This window comes from Caballeronia sp. NCF2, assembly GCF_023631205.1.
GTDB classification, from domain to species: domain Bacteria; phylum Pseudomonadota; class Gammaproteobacteria; order Burkholderiales; family Burkholderiaceae; genus Caballeronia; species Caballeronia zhejiangensis.
Window position 1 is genome coordinate 67,670 of record NZ_JALQDN010000072.1, and the last position, 23,103, is coordinate 90,772.

Below are 23,103 nucleotides of genomic sequence, written 5' to 3' on the forward strand. Positions count from 1 at the left end.
GCGTCAGGCGCATCAGCGGATTCGATCCGCCAATGCGGCCTTGACTGCCGGTGACGCATGGAGCGCGCCTCGAACCAGAATCGAGTCGATCGCTGCCAGCGCGAGTTCGGGGGAGACGTCCATGGCAATGCTCGCCAAACCGAGCACCTGAATCCGCAGACGCTGATTGGCCGCGCATGCCGCCTCGAGATCCTGTTTCGAAAAATGCTGAAGGCCGAGCACGAGTTCGCGGCGCGTCACGGTGTCCTTCACAGCCGGCGCATGAATCGACAACTGATTGCGGATGGCCGTGCGGATCAGATCCGTCCGGTTCGAGTAAAAGCCTTCCTCGACGAGCAGATCGATCTGGCCCAAGTCGACCGGACCGAGATTGATGGTGATTTTTTCGGTTTCGCTGCCTCGCGAGCGATCCGGCACTTCTTTTGCCATAGTGTGAAAAACCTCCCGTTACCATCCATGTGGATGGTTATAGGAGGATTTCAAGAGAGCGTCAACGATGATTTTTGCGATTTAGCGCAGACGCGATCGCGACTCAGACGCGCGCCCAGCAACCCGATTCCGGGCACACGGCGGTTCGTGAGCCGTTCAGCCAGACTTGCGCTTCCTCGAGTTGCAGCGCGTTCGAGCGGTCGCTATCGAAGACGACGTTCAGCGCGTTTCCGATATCGGCGTCTTCGATGGGAAGTTCCCACGTCAGGAAAATCTGGGTGAAGTCGTGGTCCGGGGGGAAGTCGGCGGCGCAGAAGCGGTCGCTGTCGCGCTGAATGACGCCGTGAGGCTGGACCGTATCGAAGATCACGGCCGTTCCCCTCGTCAGCGCAATGCGTTGTCCGATAGCGGGGAAGTGCAAGTCCAGACCTTTGTCTTCGCTCAGGAAGAGATTGCAAAAAGCGGCGCCGCCATACTGCTCGCCGTCATGGTGATACCTGGCGCCACGACAGGCCATCAACGCCATGTCGCTATCGTCGAGCACCGCGGGAAGCCCCAGCGCGCCGGTCCAGTCGGACATGGCCTGCACGCAGCGTTTGTAATCCGGCCAGCGAAATTGCGTCCGCGCGAGATGCATCGGCTCGACATCACCGGGTTGCAGCGCGAGACGCGTCGTGGTTTCTCTCTGCCAATTCGCGAGCATCGACGCGGGAGGCGCAGGCAGATCGAGCGTGCCGGATAGAACGATGTCACTGACGCGACGACTGCGGATCGCGTCGCCGCTCCAGAAGAAAGAAGTCAGCATGTCTCGCATTGGGCAGGACTTTCGGAGCTAAAAAGAAATGTTCGCGGCGCATAATACGGCCTTGTCACATCTCAGCAGCATTCGACATGATAACTTTGACCGGGGAAGACGGCCCTGACGCACTGAAGGACGACATCGAGGCTATCGGCCGCGTGAGTGCCGTGGGCTCGATGCTCAAGGCGATTTGCGAAAGAACATCGATGGGCTACGCCGCGGTCGCGCGCGTGACAGACAATACATGGACAGCGTGCGCCGTTCACGACGACATTGGCTTCGGTCTGGAAGTCGGCGGTCAACTCGATCTGAAGACGACGCTATGCTTCGAATCGCGAGAAGCGCGCGAATCGATCGTCATCGATGACTTCGGGAACGATCCGCGTTACTGCGGTCATCACACGGCCAGAATCTATAACCTTCAAAGTTATATCTCCGTGCCGATCGTTCTATCCAACGGCCGGTACTTCGGCAATCTATGCGCGATCGATCCGCGTCCGCGCTATCTGTCCGATGTCCGCACGGTCTGCATGTTCGAGGCGTACGCCAAGCTCATCGCGCTTGAGCTCGAACTGGAGGAGAACCGCTCTGCGTCGGCAACTGCGCTATCGCACGCGCGCGAGGCCGCGGAATTGCGTGAGCAGTTCATCGCCGTTCTCGGACATGACCTTCGCAATCCGCTAACAGCGGTGCATTCGATTGCCGAATATCTTTCGATCAAAGGTGGAACCACCGAGATCACTCAACTCGGATTGCGATTGAAGGCGGTCGCCGGCCGAATGGCGGGTTTGATCGACGATGTAATGGACTTCGCGCGCGGACGCCTGGGCGCCGGACTGGGCGCCCACATCGCGCCGGTGCCCGATCTCGGCAAGCTTTTGCGCGATATCGTTTCCGAGGCAAAGGCGGGTCATCCCGGCTTGATGATAGAAGACAGCATCGCCATTGAAGGAACCGTCCACTGCGATTCGGTTCGTATGCAGCAGCTATTGTCCAATCTGTTAGGCAATGCAATCACGCATGGCGCGGCGGACTTGCCTATTACCGTAAATGGGAAAGTCGAGGCCGGTAACTTGATCATCGCCGTGAAGAACGGTGGCGATGCCATTGCGCCCGAGGACATCAGGAAAGTGTTCGAGCCATATTGGCGGCCCGCCGATCAACCGCGAGGCGGGGGTCTCGGTCTCGGTCTTTTCATCTGCAAGCAAATCGTGCAGGCTCACAATGGCGATCTGCAGGTATCGTCATCGCTCGCCGATGGCACATGTTTCACTGCAATCATCCCCGTTCGGCAAGTGTGACGTCGGGATCCGCTGATGCCGGCGTCGAGACGATAACCTCTCAACTGCCGTAAGGATCGAACTGGAAATACCTGGCTGCGAGTTGTTTATAGGTGCCGTCGGCGAGCATGTCGGCGATCGCCTTGTTCATCTTTTCCTTCAGTTCGATATCCGACTTGCGGATTCCAATGCCCGCGCCGTTGCTCGCATAGACATTGCCGCCGGTGAACTTGAAACCGGCGCCTTGCGGCGTTCTCAGGAATCCGTACTCGCCGACGGCTGCATCGGTGAAGCAGCTATCGAGACGGCCTGCGGCGAGATCCGCGAATACCTGATCGAAATTCGGATAAGAAACGACGCGCGCGCCGGCGGGCGCCCAATGTTCCTTCGCATAGGATTCGGGAACGGTGCCCTGCTGGACACCGATCGATCTTCCTTTCAGCGATTCCGCGGTGGGTTCGAGGTTCGTGTCTTTACGCACGATCAGTTTGTTCGGCGTCTTATATAACCTCGATGTGAAATCGATCACCTGTTTGCGTTTGTCGGTAATCGACATGGACGCGAGAATGGCATCGAATTTCTTGGCCTGAAGCGCGGGAATCATGCCATCGAAGTCGTTCTGAACCCATTCGCATTTTGCGTGCATGCGCTTGCAGATTTCGGTCCCGAGATCGATGTCGAATCCGACGAGCTTGCCGCTGGAGTCGCGCGATGAAAACGGCGGATGCGACGGATCCACGCCGTATCGAAGCGTCGACGCATCCTGAGCGCTTGCATACGATGAGGTGAAGGCGGCCGCGCAAAACAGCAGGGTCGACACGAATCGTTTCATTACAGAAGTCTCCGGCTGATGATCTTGTTGTCGATAAAGAGAAAGAAAAGCTATGCCGCGGACAGAAACCTTCGGAGTCGGCTGCTTGCGGAATTGGCGAACAGGTCCGCCGGTTTTCCTTGCTCTTCGATTCGTCCTTCATGCAGAAAAATGATCTCGCTGGAAACATTGCGGGCGAAGTTCATCTCATGCGTCACCACGATCATCGTCCGTCCTTCCGCCGCGAGTTTCTGCATGACCTTCAACACTTCGGACACGAGTTCGGGATCGAGAGCGGAAGTCGGCTCGTCGAAAAGCAGAACGTCGGGATCCATCGTCAGTGCGCGGGCGATTGCGACGCGCTGTTGCTGGCCACCCGAGAGATGCGCGGGGTAACGGCCGGCGATATCGACGCCCAAACCGACCTTGTCGAGATTGGCCCGGCCATATTCTTCGGCTTCGCGCCGACCGAGTCCGAGTACGTGAACCGGCGCATGAATCACGTTTTCGAGCACCGTCATATGCGGCCATAAGTTGAAGTGCTGAAACACCATCGCGAGCTTGGACCGTATGCGCCGCAACTGATGTTTGTCGACCGGCTTAAGCGTGCCCGTTCTGTCCTGCTTCATGCGGATTTCGGTCTGATTGACGAAGATGCGGCCCGCCGACGGATGTTCGAGCAAGTTCATGCAGCGCAAGAGCGTGCTTTTGCCCGAGCCCGACGAGCCGAGAACGCTGATGACGTCGCCGGCGCGCGCGCTGAGCGACACGCCTTTCAGCACTTCGTGCGTACCGAAGCTTTTGTGAAGATCGGCGACCACGACTTTTTCAGGTGAACGCGACGAATCGATGCAGACATCGTTAGTCATTTTTGCGGTGTCAGGTAAGCGAGCCAACGGTTTTCCGCCTGGCGAAAGAGCCAGACCAGCGAAAAGGTGATCGCGGAATAGAGCAGAAACGCAATGCCGAATGCGGCGAACGATTGATAGGTCGCGGAATTCACGTCGCGCGCCACTTTCAGCAGATCCGGCACGGTTGCGGCGAACGCAACGGAAGTCGAATGGAAGACCAGAATGACTTCATTGCTATAACTCGGTAACGAGCGCCGCAGCGCGGAGGGGAGAATGACGTGCAGATAAAGCTGCAACGTCGACATTCCCGCGGCCACGCCGGCTTCGATCTCGCCCGCAGGCGTGGCCTTGATCGCGCCGGCGAAAATCTCGGTCGTATAGGCGCATGTATTCAATGCGAACACGAGTAGCGAACAATGCATTCCGTCCCGAAAGAACGCGTTCGTGAGCTCGTGATTACGAATCACGTCGAGGCTGAACACGCCTGTATAGCAAAGCAGTAACTGAACGAATAGCGGTGTGCCGCGAAACAGATAGGTGTAAAGCCAGACCGCGCGCGACAGGAAACGGTTCGCGGAACTGCGCGCGATGGCCATCGGCACCGCCAGTGCGGATCCGAGCACGACGGAGAACAGCAGCAGCCAGATCGTGACGATCAATCCGGTGAACTGATAGCCGTCGGTATAAAGATAGTGCCGCCAGTATTCGCGGAAGATGTCGATCATACGTTCACCTTGCGCACGCCGACGTCATATCGATTTTCGAGGTGACGTAATACGAGATTGGATGCTGTCGTGACCAGCAAATAAACGAATGCGGCCACGCCGATAAAAAAGAAGTAGTGCGTGGTGGTCTTGCCTGCGTCTTGCGCGGCTTTGACGACATCCGAGAGTCCGATGATGGATACGAGCGCCGTCGATTTGACGATGACTTGCCAGTTGTTTCCGAGCGCCGGCAGCGCATAGCGCATCATTTGCGGAAACAGGATATGCGCAAGGACATGACCGAACGACATGCCGAGCGAAGTGCCCGATTCGAGTTGCCCGCGCGGAATCGCCAGAAAAGCGCCACGGAGCGTCTCGGTAAAGTACGCGCCGTGGATCAGACCCAGCACGATCACACCGGCCGCGAAAGGCTTGATATCGATCTGCGTCCAATGCAAACGCTCGGTGATGCCGTTTAGCAGAATCTGGATGCTGTAGTAGAGCAGCAGCATCAGCACGAGATCCGGCGCGCCGCGCACGATCGTCGTGTAGAGACGGGCCAGTTTTGCGATCCATCGGCTGCCGAACAGCTTCGCGCAGGCGCCGAGCAAGCCGATCGCGAAGGCCAGAGCCAGCGAACAGACCGCCAGTTGCACGGTCTGCAGCGCGCCTTCGAGAACGAGCGCGCCATATCCGTGTAGAAGAGAACTCATGGACGATGTCCCTTGTGTGTCCGATGTGGCACATTTGAGCGCATGCCAAATTCGATGTCAATAAAGTTCCGATGAGTGGAACTACTTAGAACCGGAAAACGGCATTTTTCAGATGCGCGAGTTTAGAATCTCGTTGCGCAGCCGGAACCTCGCGCGTCATCGTAGAAAGGAGACGAAAGGTGCTACTCAAGCGGACGCCGTTACTCGCAGCGACCATCGGTACGCAGCGCGATCTCGTAAGCCTGACGTTCGGGCCGCCGGACGCGGACATGAAGGTTTATCTGCAGGCATCGCTTCATGCCGACGAAACGCCCGCGATGCTCACGGCGCACGTCCTGCGCGACGAACTCCAGGCGCTCGAAGCCGCGGGCAAGCTCGACGCGACCGTCACGCTCGTTCCGATAGCGAATCCGATCGGCCTGAGTCAGCATGTCTTCGGCCAGTTCTTCGGCTGCTTCGAGCTGAATAGCGCCGCGAACTTCAATCGCGGCGTCGCGCGCCCCTCGGACATCTGCGCGCATCTGGAAGGCCGTCTCGGCAGCGACGACGACGCGAACAGGCGCGCGATAAAGAACGCAATGCGCGCATCGCTCGATGCTTGCGCGCCGACGACGGAATTCGACGCGCTGCGTTCGACCCTGCTGAAGCTGTCTTGCGATGCCGACATCGTTCTCGACATTCATTGCTCGCTGGAAGCGGTCGTCCACGTCTATGCCGACACCGCCGCGTGGCCGCGCGTCGAACCGCTCGCGCGCCATCTGCGATCGCGGGCGCAGATGCTGTTCGACGGCGCGGATCTCGGGCTTTTCATCGACTGGACGCGCCTGGCGTGGGCCGACGTCGAAGCGCGCTTCGGCGACCGGTATCCGGTTGGCGAGGGCGCTGTCGCCGCCATCGTCGAGTGCGCCGGCGAGCGCGACGTCACGTATGAATCGGCGCGGCGTCATGCGCGAGCGATCGTTGCCTATCTCGTCGATCGGGGCGCTATCCGCGATACGCCGTCGCCATGCCCCGCCTTGATTCATCCGGCGACGCGACAAGCGGCGAGCGAGCATTTCTACGCCGCGACCAGCGGCATCGTGGTGTACGCGGCGAACATCGGCGACGTGGTGGAGGTCGGCGAGGCGATCTGCGACATCGTCGACCCGATCACCGGCGCAACGACGACGCTCAGAAGCCGCACGAAAGGCGTGTTCTACATGCGCCGCGCGATCCGCTTCGTCACCGCCGGCGCGGAGATCGGTCGCGTGACGGGCGGTTGATCAGGAGCGCTTGCGGCGCGTCGCCTTGCTATCGGTATCGGCATTGTCTTCGGCGGTCGTTCCGCCGTCGATCACGCCGAGAATCTTTGTGATTCGCAGCGCCGCTGCCTGCAAGGTCGGCACCAGCAAGGTAATGTCTTCCAGCGACTTGCGCGCTTTGGGCGCCGAGATGCTCAAGCACGCGATCAGGCGGCCGTGCGGCCCCGAGATCGGCACGGCGGCGCCGACCACGCCGATCGCGAACTCGGAATCGTTGGTCGCATAGCCATTCTTTCGCGCGAGGTCGATTTCGAGCCTGAGCCGTTCCGGATCGACGATGGTGTAGGGCGTGATCGGTTCCCACGGTCCGCTCAGCAGATAAGCGTCGAGCTGCTTCTTCTCCATGTTCGCCAGAAACACGCGCCCGCTGGACGTGCAGTGCACGGGCGCGCGATGCCCTTTCTGAAAATTGAGCGTCAACGGCGAATTGCCGATCGCGCTGTCGATATACACGACCTCGGAGCCGCGCATGACGCCGAGGCTCACCGTTTCATCCGTGCGTCGCGACAGTTCCATCAGCAGCGCGTGGATCGGCCCATGCGAGGTGGATGCCGCCAGGATGTTCGTCGCGAGTTCCAGCAGGCGCGGGCCGACCTGATACCGGCCGCGTTCCATGCCGTGTTCGAGAAAGCCGAACTCTTCGAGATTGCTGACGAGGCGATGCGCAGTGGTCTTCGGAATGCCGAGCGCGGTGATGATGTCGGCGGTCGTCACGCGACCGGTTTGCGCAGCCATTTCGATGATGTGAAACGCGCGCTCGGTGGGAGAGACCTCCGGCTCGGACGTCTCGACGATGGCTTGTTCTTCCTTGCGCATGTGTGCTGGGTTTTCTGGTTTTATGGGCCTGTGCCGCGCATCCTTCGCGGATCAGGCGAAAAGCGGTTCGCTAGGATACTCGATTCGAATTGCGGGCCCGGAGGGTGACAGGAAGGTTCGCGATGGTGGGAGACATGCGGCCAGTTTAGCATCTCCGTCTAATGATTCCATAAATAGGAACTCGGTAGTTCCACCTATCGGAATGTATTTGACATCGCTTCTCGGCGATCGTCTAATGCCTCGACGGATTCGTGCCGTGCCGTGCATGCCCTCGCAAAGAAAACCTGAAATGAGACATCGCTCATGATCCCGACTGCAAAGCTCGCCGCTGTCCGCGAGCAGTTCCCCGTCACCACAAGGCAGCTTTATCTCGACTCCGCCCACCAGACGCCGCTTGCGCTAAGCGTGCGCGAAGCGCTCGAAGCCTTCTTGTCGGAAGGCTTCGAGATGGCCGGTCCGAAGCCGGTCTGGTTGCGACGTGTCGAGGAAACACGCGAGAGCGTCGCGACGTTCTTCAACGCGGCGCCGACCGAAATCGCATTCACCAAGAACACGTCGGAAGGACTCAATATCGCGGCGAACGCGGTCCCGCTCCGGGCCGGCGACAACGTCGTGCTGATAGAAGGCGATCATCCCAACAACGCCTATGCGTGGTTGAACCTCAAGCGCAATGGCATCGAAGTGCGGTTCGCGCCGTTGCCGGACGACGAGATTGCCACCGCCAAGACGTTCGAGCCGTATATCGATGCGCGTACGAAAGTCGTTTCGCTTTCGCATGTGACGTTCCATGCGGGCCAGGTCCATGACCTGATGAGCATCGGACGGCTGTGCAAGGCGCGCGGCATTTACCTGATCGTCGATGCGATGCAGTCCGTCGGCGTCATTCCGCTCGACGTCAAGGCGCTGAACATTTCGGTGCTGGCAGCCGGCACGCACAAGGGCTTGCTCGTGCCGCAAGGACTCGGCGTGCTTTATATCGCCGACGGTCTCGACGAATTGCAGCCGGCTTACCTTGCGATGTCCAGCATGGCGAATCCGCCAGCCGACTATGTCGCCCGTCCCGACGACATGGCTTTACGCAAGGACGCGCGGCGCTTCGAATTCGGCAACGTCAATCTCCCGGACCTGCACGCACTTTCCGCGGCGATTTGCCTCATTCAGAGCGTAGGCGTCGCGGCGATCCAGAAGCATGTGCTGGCGCTCGGCGATCTGCTGCTCGAACGCCTCGATGCGCTGGGTGTAAGCGTCGTCGGTCCGCGAGCGCGTGGCAAGCGCAATCACATATACGTGCTGAAACTGCCGGTCGACAAGTGGACCGACTACTTCGCTCGAAACAACGTGCGCGTCTCGCCGGAGCGTGGCGGCATCCGCGTGTCGCTCGCGATGTTCAACACCGTAGGCGACATCGAACGGCTGATAGAAATGCTTCGTATCGGCCTCACGACAGGCACGCTGGCCGCGACGGAGCAGATCGATTGAAACGACGCGAGCCGATCGCCCCACGCCTCACGCCGCGACCTCGCCGCGTGCGCAATATTCCGCGAGCGCCTTTCTGTCGATTTTGCCGTTCACCGTCAGCGGGAACGCATCGATGATGACGATCCGTTGCGGCATCGCATAGACCGGCAGACGCTGCCGGCACGCCCGCAAAACATGCGTGGTCTCGACTTCCGGATTCGTCACGAACGCGACGAGGCCGGTTGCTCGTCCGACTTCGTCGAGCGGCCACGGGACAACCGCGCACGACGCGGCGTGGCTGGCCGCTTGCACGACATGTTCGACTTCTTCCAGCTCGAGCCGGTGGCCGCGGATTTTCACCTGTGTATCGAGACGGCCCTGAAACACGATCCCGTGTGGCGTCGTATCGCGCGCGGCGTCGGAGGATCGATACCAGCGATGCGCGGTCTTGCCCGGATAGTTCATCGCGATGAACCGGCTATTGCCGGGTTCGTCGGACGACAGATAGCCTTCGGCAAGCTGCGGTCCCGCGATCAGCAATTCGCCCGTCTGGCCCGGGGCGACCGGTTCGAGCTCGGCATCCACGATCATGAGTTCCACGCCGGGCAGGCCCTGGCCCAACGGTATGACCGTGTGCTGCGGATCGTCCAGGAACTCGGGCGTGACTTCGAAGCAGGTACAGGCGACGGTCGCTTCCGTGGGCCCGTACATGTGCAGCAGCCGGCTGTTCGGCGCGGCACGCATCCACGCCTGCGCGAGCGAGCGAGGCAACGGCTCGCCGCCGAACATCGACACGCGAATGCTCGGAAATGCGCCCGCCGGCAGCTTGCGCATTTGCTGCATGATGCCGGCGACCGATGGCACGCTGCACCAATGCGTGATCCGGTGCGTCTGGACGAAGCTCGCGTTACCGACGGGATCGACGTTTTCGGGCACATATAGGCAGCCGCCGTTCGCCCAGCAGACGAACATGTCATGCACGGACGGATCGAAGCTCAGCTCGCATAGCTGCATGTAACGCGCATCGCGCACCTTGTCGACCAGTTGCAACTGGCCGTTCACGTACGCATCGGCGTTCGCATGCGTGATCGGCACGCCCTTCGGCGATCCCGTCGAACCGGACGTGAAAAGTATGTAGGCGATGTCGTGCGCGGCGCCTCGGCTCTGCATGAGCGAGAAAGCAGGGGACGGAAGTTGCGATTCTTCCGCGTCTCCGTCGAGCAGGACAATCTGCGGAGGTTCGTCGAGCAGGGACAGCACTTCATCGAGCGACTCGGCGCAACGCCGATCGACGAGCATCAACGGCGCGCCGGATTGCCGGATGATCGCCGCGATCCGCGCTGCCGGCATCTTCGGGTTGAGTGGCACATAGGCCATGCCGGCATCGAGAATGCCCAGGATGCCGACATACGCGCCGACGCTGCGATATGCAAACAGCAGGCATCGGCTCGTGCAAGCGCTTCGTGCGAACGCCGCCAGTCCCGCCGACAAGCGACGGACCCGGGTTTCAATCTCGCGGTAGCTGTAAAGACGCTCATCGACCCATAACGCAGGGCTGTCCGGCTGGTTCGCAGCAGAATCGAAGAAGTGAGAATGCAGCATCCGACGGTCCCCCTGGCACACGAGTGTTGATGTTTTTTTCGAGTCCGCGACTGCTCGATCCGGTCGATGCGATCGATCGCAATTCGACGGATTCGGATTTCGCACACTCGTCGGTTCAGCCTTCGCTCATTCGCCACTGCCGCGAAGTGAGTGCATTGTTATATTTCTGTAAGGTTACGTATGTGCGCCGTCGAACCCATTTTTGTCTGAAGTAACGAATGAAAAGCCTGCGCGGCCGGCGTCACTCCTGCTCGCGAATTTCGGCGGGGCCTTTGCCGGTCCAGCGCTTCAGCGCCCGGCGGAAATTGGCGGTGTCGGTGAAGCCGACCAGCATGGCGACATCGTCCGTGCTCAGTTTCGTCGTCTTCAGATACTCGGTGGCGAGCGAGCACCGCACATCGTCGACGATGGTGACGAACGACGTGCCTTCCGACTCGAGCCGTCGACGCAGCGTGCGGCTCGTCATCTTCAACGCGCTAGCGACGGTCTCCATGCCGGGAAACTCGCCCGGCTTGCGCATGAGAACCTGATAGACCTCGCCGGAAACACCGGTCGATGTCTTCGCCTGTCCGATGAGCCTGTCGCACGTCTCCTGCAGAAGCGCGGCGGAGTGCCTGTCCGCGAGATGAGGCTTGAGTTCGAGTATCGCGCCGTCGTAGATGAGCTGACATTCGTCGGCGTCGAACTCGCATGGGCAGCCGAGATACTCCGGATAGATGGAGGCGTGCGGCGGCGCGGGATACGAGAAGCGCGCGAGCATCGGCGGACAGCTTCTGCCCGCGACATCCTGCAAGTGCGTCACATGCTGCGTGTACTGCTGTTCGAGCAGGAACTGCTGCACGTCATGCGGGAAGGGCGACGTGAACGCGTCGGGAAACGTCCATACCGACGTGTCCGGATGTTCGTGCCATTCGATGGTGATGGTCGGCGTCGCGAGCCGATGGTATTTGACGCCGAGCCGAAAGTAATCGCGCAGCGACAGGCACGACATCAGCGCGTAGCCGTACATGCCATACGCGGCCAGATGCAGCCGCGCGCCCGTCTTGAACGGCGTTCGCGGATCGGCGGAAAGCGCGACGGCGTTGCTGCATACAGCGGCGTACTGCCGGACGGACGTCATCACCGAGGCATCATAGATCTCCTCGGGCGCAACGCCGCTTCCTTTCAGGCTGTCCGCCGGCGCAATGCCTTGCTCAGCGAGCACGTCCACCAGCGCGGCGATCTTGTAGGGCGCATAGATGCGCTCATTCAACAGTGGCAGTCTCGACGACACAGCGCCTCCTCGTGTGTCCTGCGGGGACACCACCTTGTCCGAATATGACCTTTCGCAGCGCATCGTATCCCACTACTATCACCGTAACAAGACGAGTCCGCATCGCGAATGCGCGACTCGCGAATCCATCGGAGACAGCCATGCAACGCCAACTTCACGTCAGTTCGTCGCCGCCGGCTTAAGCCGGCGCACGGTCGTTTCCCGTTCCGCCCTACGTTTTCCAACGGCGTCCTCCCGCGCTTGCCTCGTTCAGGCGCGCCGGGGCATTGCCGAAGCTCGCCCATCGAGCGCGTTTTCGAAGGAGATTCAATGAGCAATCCGAGCAGCAAAGTCATCATCACCTGCGCCGTGACCGGTTCGGCGCATGTGCCGTCGATGTCGGAATATCTGCCTATCACGCCCGATGACATCAAGCATCAGGCGCTCGAAGCCGCCGAGGCCGGGGCCGCGATTCTTCATCTGCATGCGCGCAATCCGGAAGACGGCCGCCCGACGCCATCGCCCGAAATATTCCGGCGATTCGTGCCCGCGATCGCCGCGCAAACCGACGCCGTCATCAACATTTCGACGGGCGGCAGCACGCGCATGACGCTCGACGAGCGCCTCGCTTACGCACGCGTGGCGAAGCCGGAAATGTGCTCGCTGAACATGGGCTCGATGAATTTTTCGCTTCATCCCGTCGCGGCGAGGATGTCTTCGTGGCGCTTCGACTGGGAGAAGGATTATGTCGAAGGCATGGAGGACATGATCTTCCGCAACACGTTCCGCGACATCAAAAACATCCTCACCGAATTCCGCGACTATGGAACGCGCTTCGAATTCGAGTGCTATGACGTGGGGCATCTGTACAGCCTCGCGCATTTCATCGATATCGGGCTGATCAAGCCGCCGTTCTTCATCCAATCCGTGTTCGGCATTCTCGGCGGAATCGGCCACGATCCCGAGAATCTTTCGATGATGCGCGCGACCGCCGACCGTCTTTTCGGACGCGAGAACTACCATCTTTCGATTCTCGGCGCCGGGCGTCATCAGATGTCACTGGTGACGATGGGCGCGATCATGGGCGGCAACGTGCGAGTCGGCCTCGAAGACAGCGTCTACCTGTCGCGAGGCGTGAAGGCGAAATCGAATGCCGAACAGGTCCGCAAGATTCGCCGCATTCTCGAAGAGTTGTCTTTCGACATCGCGACACCCGCCGATGCGCGAGCCATGCTCGGGCTCAAAGGGCGCGACAACGTTTCGCTCTGACTCGAAGAAGTCAAATCTGGAGACATCATGACTGCCGCTACTGTTGACCACAGCCTCGGAGAAACGCATTGGCTTGCGACTCGCAAGGCCATGGCAAGACTGCTTCCGCTGATGTGCGGAATCTACTTCCTGTCGTTCATCGATCGCACGAACGTGGCGCTCGCCAAGAGCGCCCTGGCTGCCGACCTCGGCATCAGCGCCGCGGCGTATGGACTCGGCGCCGGCATCTTCTTCATCGGCTATGCGCTGCTCGAAGTGCCGAGCAATCTGATCGCGCATCGCGTCGGGCCGCGCGCGTGGATCGCGCGAATCGCGGTGACGTGGGGCGCGCTTTCGACCGCGATGATGTTCGTTCAGGGCGAGTGGTCCTTCTACATATTGCGCGTGTTGCTGGGCGTCGCCGAAGCGGGATTGTTTCCCGCGCTGATGTACATGGTGACGCTCTGGTTCGCGCCCAAAGACCGCGCCGTTGCCGTCGGATGGATCTACACCGCGCCGTCGATCGCGCTCATCATCGGCAATCCGTTGGGCGCGGGTCTGATGCAGCTCGGCGGCATCGGCGGTCTTCACGGCTGGCAGTGGATGTTCCTGCTCGAAGGCTTGCCGACCATCGTGTTGGGCATCGTGCTGTTCTTCAAGCTTCCGAATCGTCCGTCCGAAGTGAAGTGGCTGTCCGCGCAGGAAGCGCAGGCGCTCGAAACGCACGCGGTCATCGACACGCACGGACACGCGGACCTCACCACGGCAGACTGGCTCGCCGCGCTCAAGCGCCCGACGACCGTGCTGATCGCGCTCATCTACTTCCTGAATCAGGTGGCGTTCGTCGGCCTGTATTTCTTCACGCCGTCGATCGTCGCGCAGATGCATGTGAGCTCGCCGATTCTCGTCGGCGTTCTGTCGAGCAGTGTCGGCATCGGCTTTCTGCTCGGCGTGCTGACCCTTCCGCGCATTCATCGCCGTGTGAGCAACGAATGCGGCTTTCTCGGCGTGCTGACCGCGGGCGTCGTCGTCAGTGCGTGTGCGTTCCTCGCCAGCCGGAATCAGGCAGTGCAGATTACGCTGCTGGGCATCACGGGCTTCTTTGCAGGCGGCATTCTGCCGTCGTACTGGGCCGTCGCGATGAAGCGGCTGCAAGGCGTGCAAGCGGCGGCCGGCCTCGCGTTCATCAACACGATCGGCTTGCTGGGCGGCTTCGTCGGACCTTATCTTTTCGGGCTCGCCGAAACGATGACCGGCAGAAGCGATGCGGGCTTCAACGTCGTCGTGGCTGCCTCGGTGCTGGGCTTGCTGCTGGTGCCGCTGCTCGCGAAATCGATTCACGCCGCGCAGCGTCCCGTCGCCGATGCTTCTCCCGCTCGCTGATGAACCGAACGAATGTCGATATCGAACATGAATACTTTTGAGCTTCTCAAACCGGTCCCGGGCTTGCGCGTACTCATCTCGGGCGCGGCTGCCGGCATCGGCGCTGCAATCGCGAACGCATTCGTGCAAGCCGACGCGCAAGTCTATATCTGCGACGTGAACCAGCAGGCGGTCGATGGCGCCAAAGCGCGCAATCCGAAGCTGCATGCCGGTGTCGCCGATGTCGGCGCGCGCGAGCAAGTCGATAGCGTCACCGACGACGCGCGCTCGCGGCTCGGCGGGCTCGACCTGCTCATCAACAATGCGGGCATCGCGGGTCCGACTGCCGGGATCGAAGCCATCGATCCGGACGATTGGGAGCGAACCATCGCGACGAATCTCAACAGCCAATACTATTTTCTGCGTCGCGCGGTGCCGCTGCTCAAGGAGACGTCGGATCGCCCGGGCATCATCGCGATGTCGTCCGTCGCTGGCCGGCTGGGTTATGCGTACCGTACGCCGTATGCATCGACGAAATGGGCGATCGTCGGTCTCGTCAAGTCGTTGGCCGTCGAACTCGGGCCGAGCAATATCCGCGTCAACGCGATCCTGCCGGGCGTCGTCGAGGGCGAGCGCATGGATAAGGTGATCGCCGCGCGCGCCGAATCGGCGGGCGTCGGCTTCGATGAAATGAAAGCGCAGTACCTGAAGAAGATTTCGCTGCGCCGCATGGTCACGGTCGACGATATCGCAGCGATGACGCTGTTCCTGGCATCGCCGGCGGCGCGCAACATCTCGGGACAAGCCATCAGCGTCGACGGCAACGTCGAATATCTCTGACCATCCGAAAAGCGCAACCGAAGCGGGCGCCGGGCACGGCGGCGCCCGCCGTCACACTCACGCGTGCGCGCGTGCCAGCCATTCATCCAGACCGATGCCGCCGCGACGCGCTTCGCCGGTCGGCACGAGCGAGTCTTCGCTGATCGTGCCGCCGAAGTACGTCGCGTCCGGATCGACGACGATCTCGCGCACATCGCCCTTCGCCTTCAGATACCGGCCGATGATCCGATTGAGCGGCGCACGCTCCGGCCCCGCCATATCGACGATGCCGAGCAGCGGCGCGCCGAGCGCGACATCCGCGACGATCGCGGCGACATCGTCCGCGGCGATCGGCTGAAACTGTCCCGGCGACAGATGCACCTTGCCGTCCTGCATGCCGGCATCGGCGATGCCGCCGAGAAACTCGTAGAACTGCGTCGCGCGAACGATCGAATACGGCACGCCCGCTTCGGCGATCAGCTTCTCCTGCGCGGCCTTCGCGCGGAAATAGCCGTTGTCCGGCATGCGGTCCGTTCCGACGACCGACAACGCCACATGATGCTGCACGCCCGCCGCGGCCTCGGCCTTGCCGAGATTCGTCGCCGATGCGCGGAAGAAGGCCATGACGTCGTCCGGCGCCCACGAAGGCGCGTTCGTCAGATCGATCACCACTTGCGCATCGCGAAGCGCTTCATGCAATCCTTCGCCCGTTACGGCATTCACACCGCTGCGCGGCGAAGCGGCGACGGCCTCGTGACCCTTCGAACGCAGGATCGCGACCGTTTTCGCGCCGATCAAACCCGAACCTCCCATGACGACGATCTTCATGATGCACCTCGTGCTTAAAGTGAAAAGACAGTGAACGTGAAGTCATTGTGTGAGAATCATGGCTTAGCGAAAAGGGACAAGAATCGTCGATCGAACTAGTCCATGAGACATGTCATGCCATCAGCCGACCATGCGTTGAAGATAGCAATCGACCGGCATGAGGCCGCGCCGATTTACCTGCAGATTTGCGAGCGCTTCAAGACGGCCATTGCGGCGGGTCATCTGAAACCCGGCGACCGCGTGCCCGCGTTGCGCGGCCTCGCGACGCAACTGAATATTGCGCGCGGCACCGTCGAAACAGCCTATACCATTCTCGTCGACGAAGGCTATCTGCAGATGCGCGGCGCCGCGGGCACGTTCGTGTCGTCGTCGCTGCCCGAAGCCGCGACGCCGTCGGGCGCGCGCAAGGACCGCGAGCGCGGGAACGCGCCGCGCACGGCACGCGCAACGCGCGCCGAACCGGCCGCCGAGATCGGCCACGATGCGAAGCCGCTGCGTCCGGGTCTGCCCGCGCTCGATGCCTTTCCGCGCAAGGTATGGAGCCGTCTCGTCGCGCATCGCGCGCGCAGCGGCGATCTCGCCACGCTTGCCTATCCCGATCCCGCCGGATATCGGCCGTTGCGCGAACGCATCGCGACATATCTCGGCCTGTCGCGCGGCGTGGCGTGCGGTCCGCAGCAGGTTTTCGTGACGAACGGTTATCGCGCGACGCTCGAACTCGTGCTGCGCGGTCTCGCGAAACCGGAGGATCGCGCGTGGTTCGAAGAGCCCGGCTATCTGCTCGCGCGTAACTTTCTTCTCGATGCCGGCATGCGGCTCGTGCCCGTGCCGACGGATGACGAAGGGCTCGACGTCGATGCCGGCATCGCGCTCGCGGCCGATGCGCGTTTCGCGTTCGTCACGCCAGCGCATCAGAGTCCGCTCGGCGTCACACTGTCGCTCGCGCGGCGCATGAAGCTGCTCGACTGGGCGAGCCGCGCGCAGGGCTGGATCGTCGAGGACGATTACGACAGCGAGTTCCGCTACGCGGGCCGCCCGTTGCCGGCGCTGAAGAGCCTGGATCGCGACGATCGCGTGATCTATTGCGGCACCTTCAGCAAGGTGCTTTTTCCGGGCCTGCGGCTCTCGTATGTGGTCGCGCCCGGCCGGGCCGTGGAGCGCTTCGGCCAGGTCACGACGAGCATGAACGCGGGCTCGCCGTATCTTTATCAGGCGGCCGTGGCGGACTTCATCGCGCAGGGGCATTTCGCGCGGCATCTGAAGCGCATGCGCGCGCTGTATGCGCAACGGCGCGAGTGGCTTGCGACGGCGATACAGAAGGCGTTCGGAGATCGCGTGAGCATCGGGTTGCCGACGGGCGGCATGCATCTCGTCGCGATCTTCCGTGCGGATCGCGACGGTCCCGTCGACGATCTGGCGATGGCCGCCCGCGCGCGGGAGGCGGGTCTCGCGGTGCTCGCGCTGTCCGCGTGGTATCTCAACGGGCGAAGCAAGGAAACGTTGCGCGGTATCGTCGTCGGCTTCGCGAATGTCGCCGATGCCGGCGAAGCGGCGCGTCTCGCGCGCATGCTTCGCCGGGCGTATGACGGTTAGGGCGTGACGGTGTCGCCGTCGGATGCGAAGAGCGCGTGCCTCGCGATGTGCTCGCGCGCGAGATCGAGCGCCTGTGCGACGGCTTCGCTGCCGCGCACGAGGCCTTGGAGCGTCACGAAGCGCAGGTCCTGCAAGCCGATCGAACCGAGCGCGTAACGCAGGTACGGCGTAAGGAAGTCTCGCTGACGCGCAAGCTCACCGCCATGAAATCCGCCGGAACCGACGATCACGAACGTGGGCCGGTCGCGCATCAGACCGACCTTGCCTTCGGGCGTCGAAACGAACGTGCGGTGAATGCGCAGCACGTAGTCGATCCATAGCTTCAGCGCGGCGGGCACGGTGAAGTTGTGCATCGGCGTGTTGATGATGAGCGTGTCGGTGGTTTCGATTTCGCGGATCAATTGTTCGGAGATGTCGAACTGCGCTTCGTCCGGATGGCGCGACGTGATGGCGCGCGCGTAGTCCTGCGTGAGCGGAGGCAGCGGCGTTGCGGCGAGATCGCGTTTCACGGTATCCACGCGCGCACGCTTGCGCAACGTATCGATCATTTCGAGCGCGAGCCGGTAGCCATGACTCGCGTCGCCGTGCGGGCTCGCGTTGATGAAGAGCACTTTCATCGCGCGCGCTCCTCGCCGGGCACAGCCAGCGTCTGCACAAAATGCATGCCCTTGGCGAGCAGGCCGTTGCGGTAATAAAAGCGCTGTGCGAGCGCCATATGCAGGCCGGTGTCGAGCACGAAGCGGGCGCAGTGTTCGTCCCGTGCGATCCCGCGGACGGTGTCCAGCAAACGGGCACCGATGCCGCTGCCTTGCAGACGCGCCGTGACGACGAGATCGTCGACATAAACGAAGCGTCCGTACAGCGTGTTCGTCTGCGTTCGATACCCGGCGAGGCCGAGAATCGCGCCTTCGTCGTCACAGGCGGCCAGCAGCCGATAGCTTTCCTCGCGTTGACGGCGCAGTTGTGCGCAAAACGTATCGGGGTCCGTAAGGTGCGGCCGGAGTTCCTTCATTACGTCGAAGGCGCGCGTCCAGTCTTCGGGGGTATCGAGGTGTCGAAAAACGATCGATGTGTCCATGCGTGTTCTCCACAATGCATGACACATACATTACCGATGCGATGGCGCAGTCTGAAGGGCCAAGAAACGCGCTTCGGGGTAGGCCATGACGGCGTGCTCGATCGCGCGGGCGATGCTGCGCCGGATCGGAAACGTTCGCCGCTCGACAAGTGCTAGAACCTGCCCGCGCGATACGGAACTGGATCGGTGAAGCACGCTTCCCCGTTCATCAGCTCGCCGACAAGCCTGCCCGTCACCGGACCGAGCGTGAGGCCGTGATGCGCGTGCCCGAACGCGAACCAGAGCCCGCGATGGCGATCCGCCGGTCCGATCACCGGCCGCATGTCCGGCGTGCAGGGCCGAAGCCCGAGCCACGGCGACTCGTCGATGCGCGCCCCGAGGCCGAACACCGGTCGCGCGATCCGCTCCGCGCGTTCGAGTTGCACGGGGCTCGGCGGCCGGTCAGGGCTCGCGAGCTCGACGCCGGTAGTCAGACGCAAGCCGCGCCGCATCGGCGCGACCACGTAGCCGTTCTGGATATCGACCACCGGCCGCGATAGCGCGGCGCGTCCGTCGGGTGCGTAGTGCATGTGATAGCCGCGCTTGGCCATCAACGGGATGCGGTATCCGAACCGGCGCACGAGGTCGCCGGACCATACGCCGAGCGCCACCACCGCCGCCTGCGCTTCGACCGGTCCGCTCGACGTCATGACGCGCCAGCCGCTGCCCGATGGTTCGAGCGTCGCGGCGTCGCCGCTCAGGAAGCGTCCGCCCTCGCGCTCGAACAGCGCCGCATAGCCCTTCGTCAGCGCGCCCGGATCGATGACGCTGCGCGGATCGGTCCAGTGCATCGCGCCCGCGTATCCGCCATCGAGCGATGCCTCCAGCCGATGCAGCGCCTCGGCATCGAGCACCTTCAAGCCGAGCCCGTGCTCGCGCGCGATCCGTTCGGCGGCGCTTGCTTCGCGCTCGAACTGCTCGCGCGAGCGATACGCTTCGAGCCAACCGGTGGGCCGCACGAGTTCGGCGAGACCCGCCCGCGCGATCAGCGCCTCATGCTCGGCCACGCTTCGCTGAATGAGCGGCAGCATGTCGCGCGCGGCGGCGGCCAGACGCGCGGGCGCCGATTCCCACCAGAACCGCGTGAGCCACGGCGCATACGCGGGCAGCGAGCGCAGGTCGTAGCGCAGCGCGGTCGAGCGATTCATCGCGAACTTGAGCACGGTGCCCCAGTCGCGCGGAAACGCATAAGGCACGACCGACGACGCCTCGATCAGGCCCGCATTGCCGAAGCTCGTCGCCTCGCCGGGCGCGCGGCGATCGACGAGCGTCACTTGCCATCCGCGCTGCCGCAGATGCAGCGCCACGCTCACTCCCACGATGCCCGCGCCGAGCACGATCACGTCCTGAGCCATTTTTTCCGATGCCTGATGAAGTGCCTATTTCGCAATGATGTCGCGTTTGAAGTACTTTTGCGACAAAGCGCTCAGTGTGCCGTCTTTCTTCAGCGAATCGAGCGCGGCGACGACCTTCGCCTTCAACGCCGCATCGTCCTTGCGCAAGCCGATGCCGGTGCCTTCGCCGAGCGTGGACGGGTCGGTGAGGGCGGCGCCCGCGAAATCGAAGTTCTTGCCCTCGGGTTTCGCGAGGAAACCGTCGATGGCGGTCTGCACTTCCTGCACCGCGCCGTCGAGCCGTCCGGCGCTCAGGTCCGCGAAGATCTGGTCCTGGCTCTGGTACGTCACGACCTGCACGCCTTCGCTCGCCCAGTGCTTGCGCACGTAATCCTCTTGCGTCGAGCCTTGCAGCACGCCCACGGACTTGCCCTTGAGGCTCGCGGGTGTCGGCTGCAGCTTCGCGTCGCGGCGCGCGACCATCTGGATCGGCATGACATAGACGGGTGGCGTGAAGTCGATCACCTGCCTGCGTTTGTCGGTGATGTTCATCGCCGAATTGATCGCGTCGAACTTGCGCGCCTGCAGCGCCGGAATCAGCCCGTCGAAGCTGTTCTCCACCCATACGCACTTCATCTTGATGCGCTGGCACACAGCGTTGCCGATGTCGATGTCGAAGCCTTCGAGCTGGCCCGCCGGCGTCTTGCTCTCGAACGGCGGATAGGAGGCCTCGACGCCGAATCGCAAGGTCTGCGACTCCGCGTGCGCCAGTCCAATTGTGAACGCGAGGCTCGCCGCGCCCGCGAAGCAGATCATCTTCCAGTTCATTGTCGTCACCAAGGTCGTTTGTGAACCCGCACCGTCTCTGTCTTGCGCCAGGCGCGCGGAGATGTCCGCGCGCCCAATCGAAATATAGACGAAAAATAAAATAAAAGTCTAGAATGGACAAAATAGTCTACGTCGAAGCAGTCACGAAGCAATCGCTCAACGGCCACGAACCGGAGGTTTTCGAATGATTTCCTTGCCCGAAGAAGCGCGCGAGGCCGCGCCAGGCGCGCAGATTCCTTTCATCGTTCACGAAGAGGAAGTGAGGCGGGCGCTGCCTTCGCTCGATATCCGCGGCGCGCTCGAAGAGATGTTCGCCGCGCTCGGTGATGGCGAAGCCGTTCAGCCGCCGCAGACGCTCACGTTGTTTCCGCGCGATGCCGGCGATTTCATCACCTATCTCGGCGTTTTGGCGAAGCACGAGGTCTTCGGCGCGAAGCTCTCGCCCTACATCGCGCAGCCTGGCGCGCCGATCGTCACCGCCTGGACCGCGCTCATGTCGATGCGCACCGGCGCGCCGCTGATGTGGTGCGATTCCGCGCTCCTCACCACCGAGCGCACGGCGGGCACGACGGCGCTCGCGGTCGACCGGCTCGCGCGCGTATCGAGCGAGCGGCTCGCGGTCATCGGATCGGGAAGCGTCGCGCTCGCGCATCTGCGGCATGTCGCGCCGTTGCGCGGATGGTCGGAGATCCGCATCCATTCCCCGCGCCTCGCAAGCGATGGCGAGCGTGCGGACGCGCTGCGGGCGCTCGATGCGCGTGTGCGCGTCGCGGCGTCGGTTGACGAGTGCGTGCGCGATGCGGATGTCGTGATGCTGTGCACATCATCGGGCACGCCGGTGCTCGCGCTCGATGCGCTCACGAAGCCTGCGCTTATTACCTCCATCAGCACGAACGTCGCGCGCGCGCACGAGATCGACGCGGCCGCGCTGAACGCGCTCGATGTCTACTGCGACTATCGGCGGACGACGCCCGCGAGCGCCGGCGAAATGGTGATCGCGCGGGAGCGTCACGGCTGGTCGCCCGATGCGATTCGCGGCGATCTTGCAGAGCTTGCGCGCGGCGCGTGTCCCGCACCTTCGCATGAGCGCGCGGTGTTTTTCCGCTCGATCGGGCTCGGCCTCGAGGACATCGCGGTCGCGCACGCGCTGTATGTTCATCTCGCGAAGCAGCGCGCGGCGGCCTAGCGGTATCATCGCCATTCGCCGTTCCGAACTCATGCCGACTTCCATGCCCCGACGCAAGACGCCGAAGCCCGATGACGCCGCTCGCGAATCGCTGCTCGCGCGCTACGCGCACATCGCGGACAGCATCACGACGCTCTTCTTCCCCTATGCGGAAGTGGTGATCCACGATCTCTCCGACCAGACCATCGCGTACCTGTCGAACAATCTCTCGAAGCGCGAGATCGGCGACGACTCGGCGCTCGAAGATGTCGAGGAGACCGCGCGCGAGCGCCTCGTCGGTCCGTACGAAAAGCTCAACTGGGACGGACGCCGCATGCGCTGCGTGAGCACGGCGCTCTTCGACGACGCGGGCAATGCCGCGGGCGTGATGTGCATCAATTTCAACATCGCGGCGTTCGACGAGATGCGCTCGACGCTCGATCTCTTTTTGCGTGGCGCGGGCGTCGTCGCGCAGCCCGTCGAGCTTTTCAAGGACGACTGGCAGGAGCGCATCAACACCTTCCTGCATGGCTGGCTGCGCGAGCGGCAGATCGCGCTCAACTCGCTCACGCGCGATCATCGGCGTGAGCTCGTCGAGGCGCTGCACGCGCAGGGCGCATTCAAAGGCAAGAGCTCGGCGAACTATGTCGCCAAGGTGCTCGGAATGGGCCGCGCGACGGTCTACAAGCATCTGCGCGAGATGAAGGACGGCGGTTGAGGCGCTCTGCTGCCGCGCACGCAGCTAACCACGCGTGTACGAAGTGCGCGTGACGGAGCTTTCGTCCGCGATGTC

The 23,103-nt window shown here is 62.4% G+C and carries 23 protein-coding genes; 9 read left to right on the top strand and 14 right to left on the bottom strand.

Going from position 1 to position 23,103, the window contains the following annotated elements; genetic code table 11:
• Positions 1 to 12 precede the first annotated feature (12 nt).
• Both NCS02_RS28990 and NCS02_RS28995 read right to left on the bottom strand, forming a co-directional pair.
• On the bottom strand, positions 13 to 429 hold the full coding sequence (locus NCS02_RS28990) for a ribbon-helix-helix domain-containing protein (RefSeq protein WP_250520287.1): 417 nt from the start codon (positions 427 to 429) through the stop codon (positions 13 to 15).
• A gap of 103 nt (positions 430 to 532) precedes the next feature.
• Positions 533 to 1,234 (bottom strand): hypothetical protein, encoded by a 702-nt coding sequence (locus NCS02_RS28995; RefSeq protein ID WP_250523396.1) that lies wholly within the window; start codon positions 1,232 to 1,234, stop codon positions 533 to 535.
• Positions 1,235 to 1,242: 8 nt separating this feature from the next.
• Between NCS02_RS28995 and NCS02_RS29000 the strand changes: the two genes are divergently transcribed.
• On the top strand, positions 1,243 to 2,529 hold the full coding sequence (locus tag NCS02_RS29000; protein WP_350029933.1) for a GAF domain-containing sensor histidine kinase: 1,287 nt from the start codon (positions 1,243 to 1,245) through the stop codon (positions 2,527 to 2,529).
• A gap of 40 nt (positions 2,530 to 2,569) precedes the next feature.
• On the opposite strand, the gene NCS02_RS29005 is transcribed toward NCS02_RS29000, so the two are convergent.
• From NCS02_RS29005 to NCS02_RS29020, 4 genes are read right to left on the bottom strand one after another with little or no spacing between them, the layout of a single operon-like run.
• The gene (locus tag NCS02_RS29005) at positions 2,570 to 3,340 is read right to left on the bottom strand and encodes an ABC transporter substrate-binding protein (protein ID WP_008346519.1); all 771 of its coding nucleotides are present in this window, start codon (positions 3,338 to 3,340) and stop codon (positions 2,570 to 2,572) included.
• A 50-nt stretch (positions 3,341 to 3,390) separates the two neighbouring features.
• Positions 3,391 to 4,188: an ABC transporter ATP-binding protein gene (locus NCS02_RS29010; RefSeq protein ID WP_250441410.1), complete on the bottom strand. Its 798-nt coding sequence runs from the start codon at positions 4,186 to 4,188 to the stop codon at positions 3,391 to 3,393.
• Positions 4,185 to 4,895 carry an ABC transporter permease gene (locus NCS02_RS29015; protein ID WP_175980172.1) on the bottom strand — a complete coding sequence of 237 codons (711 nt, stop codon included), beginning with the start codon at positions 4,893 to 4,895 and terminating at the stop codon, positions 4,185 to 4,187. Before NCS02_RS29015 ends, NCS02_RS29010 begins: the two co-directional genes overlap by 4 nt.
• Positions 4,892 to 5,587 carry an ABC transporter permease gene (locus NCS02_RS29020; protein ID WP_250479530.1) on the bottom strand — a complete coding sequence of 232 codons (696 nt, stop codon included), beginning with the start codon at positions 5,585 to 5,587 and terminating at the stop codon, positions 4,892 to 4,894. Before NCS02_RS29020 ends, NCS02_RS29015 begins: the two co-directional genes overlap by 4 nt.
• Positions 5,588 to 5,766: 179 nt before the next feature.
• Here NCS02_RS29020 and NCS02_RS29025 point away from each other — a divergent pair, with 179 nt between their 5' ends.
• Complete coding sequence (locus NCS02_RS29025) at positions 5,767 to 6,849, top strand: M14 family metallopeptidase (RefSeq protein ID WP_250520290.1); 1,083 nt, start codon at positions 5,767 to 5,769, stop codon at positions 6,847 to 6,849.
• On the opposite strand, the gene NCS02_RS29030 is transcribed toward NCS02_RS29025, so the two are convergent.
• Positions 6,850 to 7,704, bottom strand: a complete 855-nt coding sequence (locus NCS02_RS29030) for an IclR family transcriptional regulator (protein WP_008346531.1) — start codon at positions 7,702 to 7,704, stop codon at positions 6,850 to 6,852.
• Positions 7,705 to 8,007: 303 nt separating this feature from the next.
• Here NCS02_RS29030 and NCS02_RS29035 point away from each other — a divergent pair, with 303 nt between their 5' ends.
• Positions 8,008 to 9,183 (top strand): aminotransferase class V-fold PLP-dependent enzyme, encoded by a 1,176-nt coding sequence (locus NCS02_RS29035; protein WP_250441411.1) that lies wholly within the window; start codon positions 8,008 to 8,010, stop codon positions 9,181 to 9,183.
• Between the two features lie 27 nt (positions 9,184 to 9,210).
• Here the strand turns inward: NCS02_RS29035 and NCS02_RS29040 are convergent, their stop codons facing one another.
• Positions 9,211 to 10,764: an amino acid adenylation domain-containing protein gene (locus NCS02_RS29040; RefSeq protein WP_250520291.1), complete on the bottom strand. Its 1,554-nt coding sequence runs from the start codon at positions 10,762 to 10,764 to the stop codon at positions 9,211 to 9,213.
• A 241-nt stretch (positions 10,765 to 11,005) separates the two neighbouring features.
• Positions 11,006 to 12,037 carry an AraC family transcriptional regulator gene (locus NCS02_RS29045; RefSeq protein ID WP_250523397.1) on the bottom strand — a complete coding sequence of 344 codons (1,032 nt, stop codon included), beginning with the start codon at positions 12,035 to 12,037 and terminating at the stop codon, positions 11,006 to 11,008.
• Between the two features lie 309 nt (positions 12,038 to 12,346).
• Between NCS02_RS29045 and kce the strand changes: the two genes are divergently transcribed.
• The 3 genes from kce to NCS02_RS29060 are packed head-to-tail and all read left to right on the top strand — an operon-like array spanning position 12,347 to position 15,466.
• The gene (gene kce, locus NCS02_RS29050) at positions 12,347 to 13,285 is read left to right on the top strand and encodes a 3,5-dioxohexanoate:acetyl-CoA acetone transferase (RefSeq protein ID WP_008346539.1); all 939 of its coding nucleotides are present in this window, start codon (positions 12,347 to 12,349) and stop codon (positions 13,283 to 13,285) included.
• A 27-nt stretch (positions 13,286 to 13,312) separates the two neighbouring features.
• Positions 13,313 to 14,647: an MFS transporter gene (locus NCS02_RS29055; protein WP_033536003.1), complete on the top strand. Its 1,335-nt coding sequence runs from the start codon at positions 13,313 to 13,315 to the stop codon at positions 14,645 to 14,647.
• A gap of 27 nt (positions 14,648 to 14,674) precedes the next feature.
• Positions 14,675 to 15,466: an SDR family oxidoreductase gene (locus NCS02_RS29060; RefSeq protein ID WP_250523398.1), complete on the top strand. Its 792-nt coding sequence runs from the start codon at positions 14,675 to 14,677 to the stop codon at positions 15,464 to 15,466.
• Between the two features lie 57 nt (positions 15,467 to 15,523).
• Here NCS02_RS29060 and NCS02_RS29065 read toward each other — a convergent pair whose 3' ends face one another.
• A complete protein-coding gene (locus NCS02_RS29065; protein ID WP_250520292.1) occupies positions 15,524 to 16,273 on the bottom strand; it encodes an SDR family oxidoreductase in 750 nt (249 codons plus the stop codon).
• A 114-nt stretch (positions 16,274 to 16,387) separates the two neighbouring features.
• Here NCS02_RS29065 and pdxR point away from each other — a divergent pair, with 114 nt between their 5' ends.
• Complete coding sequence (pdxR, locus tag NCS02_RS29070; RefSeq protein WP_250520293.1) at positions 16,388 to 17,866, top strand: MocR-like pyridoxine biosynthesis transcription factor PdxR; 1,479 nt, start codon at positions 16,388 to 16,390, stop codon at positions 17,864 to 17,866.
• Here pdxR and NCS02_RS29075 read toward each other — a convergent pair.
• The 4 genes from NCS02_RS29075 to NCS02_RS29090 form a co-directional block, all read right to left on the bottom strand.
• A complete protein-coding gene (locus tag NCS02_RS29075; RefSeq protein WP_008346547.1) occupies positions 17,863 to 18,483 on the bottom strand; it encodes an FMN-dependent NADH-azoreductase in 621 nt (206 codons plus the stop codon). The two genes, pdxR and NCS02_RS29075, sit on opposite strands and share 4 nt — an antisense overlap.
• The gene (locus NCS02_RS29080; RefSeq protein ID WP_250520294.1) at positions 18,480 to 18,944 is read right to left on the bottom strand and encodes a GNAT family N-acetyltransferase; all 465 of its coding nucleotides are present in this window, start codon (positions 18,942 to 18,944) and stop codon (positions 18,480 to 18,482) included. Before NCS02_RS29080 ends, NCS02_RS29075 begins: the two co-directional genes overlap by 4 nt.
• Before the next feature lie 152 nt (positions 18,945 to 19,096).
• Positions 19,097 to 20,338 (bottom strand): NAD(P)/FAD-dependent oxidoreductase, encoded by a 1,242-nt coding sequence (locus NCS02_RS29085; protein ID WP_250520295.1) that lies wholly within the window; start codon positions 20,336 to 20,338, stop codon positions 19,097 to 19,099.
• Between the two features lie 24 nt (positions 20,339 to 20,362).
• Entirely contained in the window at positions 20,363 to 21,145 is a 783-nt protein-coding gene (locus NCS02_RS29090) for an ABC transporter substrate-binding protein (protein WP_008346553.1), read from the bottom strand.
• A gap of 184 nt (positions 21,146 to 21,329) precedes the next feature.
• Between NCS02_RS29090 and NCS02_RS29095 the strand changes: the two genes are divergently transcribed.
• Both NCS02_RS29095 and NCS02_RS29100 read left to right on the top strand, forming a co-directional pair.
• Entirely contained in the window at positions 21,330 to 22,331 is a 1,002-nt protein-coding gene (locus NCS02_RS29095; protein ID WP_008346555.1) for an ornithine cyclodeaminase family protein, read from the top strand.
• 43 nt (positions 22,332 to 22,374) lie between these two features.
• Positions 22,375 to 23,028 carry a helix-turn-helix transcriptional regulator gene (locus NCS02_RS29100; protein WP_033536029.1) on the top strand — a complete coding sequence of 218 codons (654 nt, stop codon included), beginning with the start codon at positions 22,375 to 22,377 and terminating at the stop codon, positions 23,026 to 23,028.
• The last annotated feature ends 75 nt before the right edge of the window (positions 23,029 to 23,103 follow it).